The sequence below is a fragment of the Actinomadura rubrisoli genome (genome assembly GCF_004349215.1).
GTDB lineage: Bacteria > Actinomycetota > Actinomycetes > Streptosporangiales > Streptosporangiaceae > Spirillospora > Spirillospora rubrisoli.
Genome location: NZ_SMKU01000383.1, coordinates 1 through 8,237 on the forward strand (window position 1 = coordinate 1; position 8,237 = coordinate 8,237).

General features: G+C 72.0%; 8 protein-coding genes. 2 read left to right on the forward strand and 6 right to left on the reverse strand.

Annotation, left to right across the window (positions count from 1 at the left end; all coding sequences use genetic code 11):
- The 4 genes from E1298_RS40290 to E1298_RS40305 form a co-directional block, all read right to left on the reverse strand.
- Window positions 1-794: PIN domain-containing protein (locus E1298_RS40290; RefSeq protein ID WP_131902649.1), on the reverse strand; the 794-nt coding region annotated here is incomplete at its 3' end.
- A 189-nt stretch (window positions 795-983) separates the two neighbouring features.
- Window positions 984-1,859: an isoprenyl transferase gene (locus E1298_RS40295; RefSeq protein ID WP_279499557.1), complete on the reverse strand. Its 876-nt coding sequence runs from the start codon at window positions 1,857-1,859 to the stop codon at window positions 984-986.
- Between the two features lie 93 nt (window positions 1,860-1,952).
- Complete coding sequence (locus tag E1298_RS40300) at window positions 1,953-2,510, reverse strand: hypothetical protein (RefSeq protein ID WP_131902650.1); 558 nt, start codon at window positions 2,508-2,510, stop codon at window positions 1,953-1,955.
- Between the two features lie 114 nt (window positions 2,511-2,624).
- Entirely contained in the window at window positions 2,625-3,149 is a 525-nt protein-coding gene (locus E1298_RS40305) for a hypothetical protein (RefSeq protein WP_131902651.1), read from the reverse strand.
- 115 nt (window positions 3,150-3,264) lie between these two features.
- Here E1298_RS40305 and E1298_RS40310 point away from each other — a divergent pair, with 115 nt between their 5' ends.
- Window positions 3,265-4,803, forward strand: coding sequence for an MFS transporter (locus tag E1298_RS40310; protein ID WP_243726125.1), 1,539 nt, complete (start codon window positions 3,265-3,267; stop codon window positions 4,801-4,803).
- The gene (locus E1298_RS40315) at window positions 4,784-5,422 is read left to right on the forward strand and encodes an acyl-CoA-like ligand-binding transcription factor (RefSeq protein WP_131902652.1); all 639 of its coding nucleotides are present in this window, start codon (window positions 4,784-4,786) and stop codon (window positions 5,420-5,422) included. Before E1298_RS40310 ends, E1298_RS40315 begins: the two co-directional genes overlap by 20 nt.
- Window positions 5,423-5,431: 9 nt before the next feature.
- Here E1298_RS40315 and E1298_RS40320 read toward each other — a convergent pair whose 3' ends face one another.
- Both E1298_RS40320 and E1298_RS40325 read right to left on the reverse strand, forming a co-directional pair.
- Window positions 5,432-6,613 carry a C40 family peptidase gene (locus E1298_RS40320; protein ID WP_131902653.1) on the reverse strand — a complete coding sequence of 394 codons (1,182 nt, stop codon included), beginning with the start codon at window positions 6,611-6,613 and terminating at the stop codon, window positions 5,432-5,434.
- A gap of 199 nt (window positions 6,614-6,812) precedes the next feature.
- On the reverse strand, window positions 6,813-8,237 hold a 1,425-nt coding region (locus E1298_RS40325; protein ID WP_131902654.1), incomplete at its 5' end, for a thioredoxin domain-containing protein.

Sequence of the window (8,237 nt, forward strand, 5' to 3'; positions counted from 1 at the left end):
CCGAGCGAGACGATGCCGACGTCCTCGTCCATCAGCAGGTCCAGCGCGACCCGCTGCTCGGCGGACCGGCCGCGCAGCCCGAACACCTCCCGGTCGCCGCGCACCAGCCGGACGGACTTGTCGGGCTGGGTGCGGCCGAGCGCGGACCCGCGCTCCGACAGCAGCCGCAGGCCCGTGTGGCACGGCAGCTCCCGCGCGTCCTCGATGTCCGCGCTCCCGGACTCGTACAGCTCCTCGACCAGCCCGCCGCCGATCTCCAGCTCGCGCATGCCGGTCCAGCCGGACTCGACCACGGCCAGCTCGGCGCGGTACTCCTCGGCGGTCAGCCCGACCGCCGACGCCTTGACCCGCATGGGCAGGTCCTTGGAGACCAGCACCACGTCGCTGCCCTCGCTGGCCAGCCAGCCCGCGACGGACAGGATCCGGGTGTCGTTGTCGCCGAGACGGAACCCGTCCGGCAGGACGCTCGGGTCGGCGTGGTTCAGCTCGACGCGGAGCGTTCCGCCCTGCTCGCCGAGCGGGAGCGCCTCGTCCAGCCGCCCGTGCTCGACGCGCAGGTCGTCGAGCGTGCGCAGGGCCTGCCGGGCGAAGTAGCCGAGCTCCGGGTGATGGCGCTTGGCCTCCAGCTCGGAGATGACGACGATGGGGAGTACGACCTCGTGCTCGGCGAACCGGGTCATCGCCCCCGGGTCGGCGAGCAGGACGCTGGTGTCGAGGACGTACGTGCGCCGGTCCGGAACGGAGGTTCCGGAGGGGATCCCGGACTCGGGACGGCGCGGAGAGGTTGTGGCCACTCGGTCTCCCTGACTAGGGGTGCGATACTCGTCCGCCCGTGAAGGCGGACGCCACTACCGGTGGCGCGACAGACCCGAACACACAGCTCCGGGGGGTCGGCGGGGCCGTCCCCCCGGGAGCGGTACGTCCCTGTACGGCCGGTGCCCCTGGGCAGGGGGCGGCCTGGGGCGGCGATCAGATGCTGACCGTCAGGTGCCGTAGCGCCGATGCCGCGCGGCATAGGAGCGCATGGCCCGGAGAAAGTCGACCTTGCGGAAGTCCGGCCAGTGGACCTCGCAGAAGTAGAACTCCGAGTGGGCGCTCTGCCAGAGCATGAAGCCGGAGAGACGCTGCTCCCCCGAGGTGCGGATGACCAGGTCCGGATCCGGCTGGCCGCGCGTGTAGAGATGCTCCGCGATGTGCTCCACGTCGAGGACCTCGGCGAGTTCCTCGATGCTGGTGCCCCGACTCGCCTGCTCGATGAGCAGAGAGCGCACCGCATCAGCGATCTCACGCCTACCTCCATACCCAACGGCGACGTTCACAATCAGCCCGGGAGCGTCGGATGTCGCCTCACCCGCGTCCTTCAGGACGCGCGCGGTCTTATCGGGCAGCAGGTCGAGGGCGCCGACCGGCTTGACGTGCCAGCCGTCGGCGGCGAGCTGGCCGACGGTGTTCTCGATGATCGCCAGCAGCGGGTCGAGCTCGGCGGCGGGGCGGTTGAGGTTGTCGGTGGACAGCAGCCAGAGCGTGACGTGCTCGACCCCGGCCTCGGTGCTCCACTGGAGCAGCTCGGAGATCTTGTCGGCGCCGCGCTGGTGCCCGGTGTTGACGTCCGTCAGCCCCATCGACCTGGCCCAGCGCCGGTTGCCGTCCAGGATGACCCCGACGTGGCGGGGGGTGATGTCGGTGGGCAGGGACGCCTCGACGCGCCGCTCGTACATCCGGTAGACGGCGTCGCGGACGGCGGCGTACGGGCCGCTGCGGCGGATCGCGGCGGTCAGCGCGTCCCCTTCGAAGGGGTTGCGGCGCACCCCTTCCCTGCGCGCGCCGCCGCGCGACATCCCGCTGCGCCGAACCCCCATCTGGGCATCCCTTCGAGCGACACTCACCGATGCGAAAGACGCTCAATTATGGCCCGACGGCGACACTTCTCCCACCGTTCCGGTGATGTCAGGCTAACGCGCGTACCGGCCCCGGCGTCCTCGATGGCCTGCTCCGGCCCGTTCGGCCTCGGCGAGCACGTCCGCGAGGAAGCGGGCCAGGTCGGCGGAGGTGAGCACCGCGCGGACGCCGCGTCCGCCCGCGCCCCACGCCTCGACGACCGCCCGGCGCGCCACCCGCCATCGTCCGGCCGCGGACTGCTGGCGGCCGACCCACATCGAGGACGTGCGCAGCGTGCACCGCAGTTCGCCGGTGCTGGCGACGTCGCCGCGGTCACGGTACCGGAAGGCGAACAGCTCGGGTTCGCGGGACGCGGCGCCGCCGGGCGGGTCGGGGAAGCGGTCGTCCGGGTCGGGCCAGCGGGCGGCCTGCGGCGAGCCGTCGGCCCGGGCCGCGGCCACGCGTCCGGCGAGATCGGCCAGGAAGTAGCCGCACCGCTCCCCGACGGCGCCGAACGAGTCGCCGTCGCGCCGCAGCTCCAGCGTGACCTCGAACGGGTTGCCGCCCCGGTCGCGCGAGGCCACCGGCACGACGGCGAGATCGGACCCGTCCAGACAGCGCAATCCCCGCATACACCGCACCTCCCCGCCCTGTCCACATCCACTTTCAAGGCACATTAGGCGAGGTCAGCACCATGATCACACCCAGCGCACCTTGAGATCGCGTAATGAAACCGCGAGGCGGTCCTAGACGGACTGGGGGCCGGCGGCGCGGGCCCGTTCGACGTACTCCAGGGCGGTGCGCAGCTCGGAGAGCCATTCGTCGGTGTTCTTGCCGACGAGCCGCACGCACCAGGCGAGCGCGTCGCTGCGGCTGCGGGCGACGCCGGCGTCGACGAGGGTGTCGAGGACGCGGCGCTCGGGCTGGCGCAGCCGGGTCATGACGGGCACCGACAGGGTGGTGAACATCTCCCGCTGGTCGCCGCAGTCGGCGCCCCAGGAGACCTTGTGGCCGAACCGGTGCTCGGCCTCGCGGGCGATGGCGATGCGCTGGTCGCGGGTGCCCTCGCGGAAGCGCTGGATGGTTCCGGCGAGCACGGCGGCCCGCTCGGCATGGGGCGCGTCCGCCGCGGCCGGGGGTTCGGGGAGGCGGCCGACGACGCTGACCTCCTCGCGGTCGAGGACGACCTCCAGCGGGCCCTCGAACCAGCCCTCGGGGAGCCGCCCGGTGAACCAGCCTCTGAGCTGCTCCGCCGTTTCACTCGTTGTCATGTAATCAAAATTACAACCCCTAGGCGAGGTGCGCCACCCTCCCCATCGATTGACATCCACAACCTTTTGAGAGTTACTTCCATTTAATTGTTTCTATCAACTGGAGGTGGCCGTCATGGAGGTGACCTATGCCCGGCGCTGGCTGGGGCTGGGCGCGCTGGCGCTGAGCATGCTGGCGCTGGGGTTCGACATGACGATCCTCAACGTGGCGCTGACGACGCTCTCGGAGGAACTGGACGCGAGCACGAGCGCCCTGCAGTGGATCGTCGACTCCTACCTGCTGGTCTTCGCGGCGCTGCTGCTGCCGGCGGGGCTGCTCGGCGACCGCTTCGGCCGCAAGTGGCTGCTGCTGGCCGGTCTCGGGATCTTCGGCGCGGCCTCGCTCGGCGGGGCGTTCGCCGAAGGCCCGGGCGGCGTCATCGCCGCCCGGCTGTTCATGGGGCTGGGCGCGGCGATCGTCACCCCGCTGTCCATGTCGATGCTCCCGGCGATCTTCCCGCCGGCGGAGCGGACGCGGGCCGTGGCCGTCTGGTCGGCGTCGATGGCGCTCGGGCTCCCGCTCGGGCCGCTCGTCGGCGGCTGGCTGCTGGAGCACTTCTGGTGGGGCTCGATCTTCCTGGTCAACGTGCCGGTGGTCGTGGTGGGCGGGATCGCGGTGGCCCTGCTGCTGCCCGAGACGAAAGACCCGTCCGCCCCGCGCGTGGACGTGCCGGGCTCGCTGCTGTCGATGGGCGGCCTCGTCGCGCTCGTCTACGGCGTCATCGAGGCGCCCGTCCGGGGCTGGGACGGCCCGGTCGTGCTGGCGTCCCTCATCGCCGCGGCGGTCCTGCTGACCGGGTTCGTGCTCTGGGAACGGCGGTGCGAGGAGCCCATGATGGACGTCGGGCTGTTCCGCGACCCGGTGTTCGTGTGGCCGATGCTCGCCGGGATCGCCGCGAGCCTGGTGATGGCCGGGGTCCTCTTCGTCCTGCCGCAGTATCTCCAGGCCGTCCAGGGCAGCGGCGTGCTCGGCACCGGGGTGCGGCTGATCCCGATGCTGCTCGGCCTCATGGCCGGCGGGATCGTCACCGACCGGGTGGCGCCCCGCGCCGGGCACAAGCCGATCATGGTGGTGGGCCTGCTGATGATGGCGGCGGGGCTCGGCTGGGGCGCGTTCACCGCCGTCGGCGACACCTACACCACCGTCTGCATGTGGCTGGTCGTGCTCGGCCTCGGCACCGGGCTGACCCTCATCCCGGCGATGGACGCGCTGCTCGCGTCCCTGCCCGCCGACCAGGCCGGACGGGGCTCCGGCCTGGTGCAGACCCTCCGCCAGACCGGCGGCACCCTCGGCGTCGCGGGCCTCGGCAGCCTGCTCTCGGCGACCTACCGCGACCGCCTGACGACGGACGGTCTGCCCCGCGACGCCGCCGACGCGGCCCGCGACTCGGTGGGCGGGGCGGCGGCGGTCGCGGAGCGCCTGCCCGACCCCGCGCTGCTCACCTCGGCGCGGGACGCCTACGTCCACGGCATGGACGCGGTACTCGGCGCCTGCGCGGTCGGCGCGCTGGCCGTGGGCCTGCTTCTGCTGGCGTTCCAGCCCCGGGGGGCCCGTGAGGATGCGGCGGCCGCCTCCGATGACCGAGAATCGGACCATGAGCACGCCGCTTCCTGAACACCCGATCGACCGCCTTGAGGACAGGATCGCCCGGCTGCCGCTAAGGGAGCGCAAGAAGCTGAAGACCCGGAGGGCCATCCAGGACCACGCCCTCCGGCTCTTCGCCAAGCAGGGCTACGACGAGACCACGGTGGAGCAGATCGCGGCGGCGGCGGAGATCTCGCCCAGCACGTTCTTCCGCTACTTCCCCACCAAAGAGGACGTCGTCGTCACCGACGAGTACGACCCGATCATGGCGGAGCTGTTCCGCGCCCAGCCCGCGCACCTGTCCCCGCTGGAGGCGCTGCGCGCCACGTGCCGCGCGATCCTCCCGCAGATGTACGAGGAGGACCTGGAGAAGATCACCATCCGGCTGCGGCTCACCTCGTCCGTCCCGGCGCTGCGGGCCCGCACGTTCGAGTCGCTGCGGGAGGGCACCCACGCCATCCTGAAGGAGATGACCGCCGAGCGGGCCGGACGCCCGGTCACCGACCCGGAGGTGGAGGCGTTCACCTGGGCCGTGCTGGGCGTGATGCAGGCGGCGATGTACCAGTGGCTGGACGGGACCCCCGCCGAGGACCTCCCGGACATGGTCGACCACAACCTGGAGTTCCTGGGCCGCGGCTGCCCGCTGTAGCGCGTCCGGTCAGCCGGCGATGCGGGCGGCCGCCTGCGGGCTGACCCGCACGGCGCCCCGCATGTTCCGCGTGTAGACGTTCTGGACCTGCACGACCGTGCCCGTCCTGGGCGCGGCGATCATCTTGCCGTTGCCGAGGTAGAGCGCGATGTGGGAGATGTACCCGGGCGCGGTCGGGTCGTTGGCCCAGATCAGCATGTCGCCCGGCTCGGCCTTGCCGTAGGGGATGATCCAGCCCGCACGAGCCTGGTCGGCGGCCACGCGCGGGAGCCTGATCCCGGCGCGGGCGAACGCGTACTGCATCAGGCCGGAGCAGTCGTAGCCGTGCTCCGCCTCGGACTCGCCGCCCCACACATAAGGCCAGCCGAGCCGCGTGTAGGCGGCGCGGATCACGGTCTGCACCTGGCCCGCCGTCATGACCTGCCCACGGGAGGTGGGGACGTTCCCCGAGTCGGCCTTCGGGTAGTCGATCGCGGGATTGACCTCGACGGCCTTGGCCTGCTTGGGCAGCATCTTGCGGAGCTTCTTGATGAACGCGGCGGGCTTGGCCTTGGGCACGCTGATCAGCATCGCGTTGCCGGTGGGCATGCCCATCGCCTGCGCCGTCGCGTGGGAGATGACCGCGTCCACGTCGCTGATGCCCATCGTGGCGTACGCGCCGACCCGCAGCTGCGTCTGGTACTGCTTGCCGCCCACCGGGACCTGGCTGCCGAGCTTGACGCCGCCGTCGCTGCCCATGGTGAAGGAGATCGCGACGTCGCCCGCCGCGACGTTGCGCCAGAGCGCGTCGGACTTGGCGGTCGGCTTCGGCGTGTAGTTGCGGAACGTGGACGGGTCGACGCCCAGCAGGCCGGCTCGCTTGCCCCCGACCATGCCCTGCACGGCGTCGACGACCTCGACGCCGTGGACGCCCTTGGCGCCGCGGACCTTCTCCACCACCTCGGCCGGAAGCGTGGCGGGCGCCGCGACCAGGACGTGCGGGGTGAGCCGCTTGCCCAGGGGCGCCACCGCGCCCGGCGACAGACGGGAGTTCATGGACGCGGCCACGAACTGGGCGCGCTTGTCCTCCCACGCGGATTCGCCCTGGTCACCCTGGCCGTGCGCCACCAGCACCGCGACGTTGGCGGCGAGGGTGGTCAGCACCGAGACGCCGATGATCGTCGGTAGGGCCCGGCGGTTCGGCTTGCGCACTGCGACTCTCCTCGTAGCTCGGGCTGCCCGGCTCCACGACTAACGACTATGACCTAGAAAGGCGACCATCGTCCAGATACCCAGCTCACGGCCGGGGACCCTCGCCAGTTCCGCCTCATCCGGTCAGTACCGTCTCAGCTACTCAGTAGTAACATTAAGCCGCAACGAGATCAAGGTCACGTTGCCACAAAAGAGACAACTACTCGAACGGGGCACGAAGTTCCCGGACGAGATCCGCCGGCGCCGTCACCGGGAGCCGGCAGACGAACCCCTGGCAGACATAGGCCGCGGGGACCCCGTCCACGAGCCCGCGCCCCTCCAGCAGGGGGACACCGCCCGCGTCGGGCTCGCCGACGCTCACCACCGTCCCCGGCGCCACCGCCATCAGCGCCGTCTGGTGCAGGACCCGCGTGCGCTCGTCGTCCCGGTGGCCGATGACCGCGACTTCCAGCGGCCCCGCGGAGCGCGCCTCCGCCACCGCCAGCCCCCAGCCCGCGAACCGCGCGTGCTTCTCCGCGAGCGCCCCGGCCGGCGCCAGAGCCGCCTCCGCGGACTCCCGGTGCCAGTCCGAGCCCGTCAGAGCGGCGAACGACAGCAGCGCGCCCGCCGCCGCGAACTGACCGGACGGCGTGGCGTTGTCCGTCGGATCCTGCGGGCGCCGGAAGAGCCGCTCGGCGTCGTCGGCGGTGTCGTAGAACCCGCCGGACCCGTCACCGAACCGCTCTAGGACGGTGTTCAGAAGCTCACCCGCGAGCCGCACGTGCCCGGCCTCACCCGTCACGGAGTGGAGGGCGAGCAGCCCTTCCGCCACATCGGCGTAGTCCTCCAGGACACCGGCGTTCGCCCCCGCCGAACCGTCCCGCGACGTCCGCGCCAGGCGGCCGTCCTGCACATGCACCTCGACGAGCAGCCGGGCCACCTCCTCAGCCGCGCTCACCAGGTCCGGACGGTCGAACAGGGCACCGCACTCGGCCAGCGCCGCGACCGCCAGCCCGTTCCAAGCGGCCACGACCTTGTCATCCCGCGCAGGCGGCACCCTGTGCGCGCGCGCCGACAACAACGCCGTACGAACACGCTCGTACCGCTCAGGATCCCCGGGGTCACTCAGAAGCTGCAGAACGGACGCCCCCTGCTCGAACGTCCCCGTCACCTCGAAGAGCCCCTCGGCGTAGGCGCCCTCCTCCTCGCCGAGCACCTCCCGCAGCTGCGCGGGCGTCCAGACGTAGTACTTGCCCTCCACGCCCTCACTGTCGGCGTCCAGCGCCGAGGCGAGCCCGCCCTCGGCCGTCCGCAGATCGCGCAGCATCCAGTCGCACGTCTCCAGCGCCACCCGCCGCGCGAACGGCGTGCCCGTCAGCCGCCACCAGTGCGCGTAGACCCGCGCCAGCAACGCGTTGTCGTACAGCATCTTCTCGAAATGGGGGACGACCCAGTCCGCGTCCACCGAGTAGCGGGCGAACCCGCCGCCCAGCTGGTCGTACATCCCGCCCCGCGCCATCGCCTCCAGGGTGTGCCCGGCCATCGCGAGCGCCTCGGGATCCGCCGTCCGCGCGTGGTGCCGCAGCAGGAACTCCAACGCCATCGACGGCGGGAACTTCGGCGCCCCGCCGAACCCGCCCCGCTC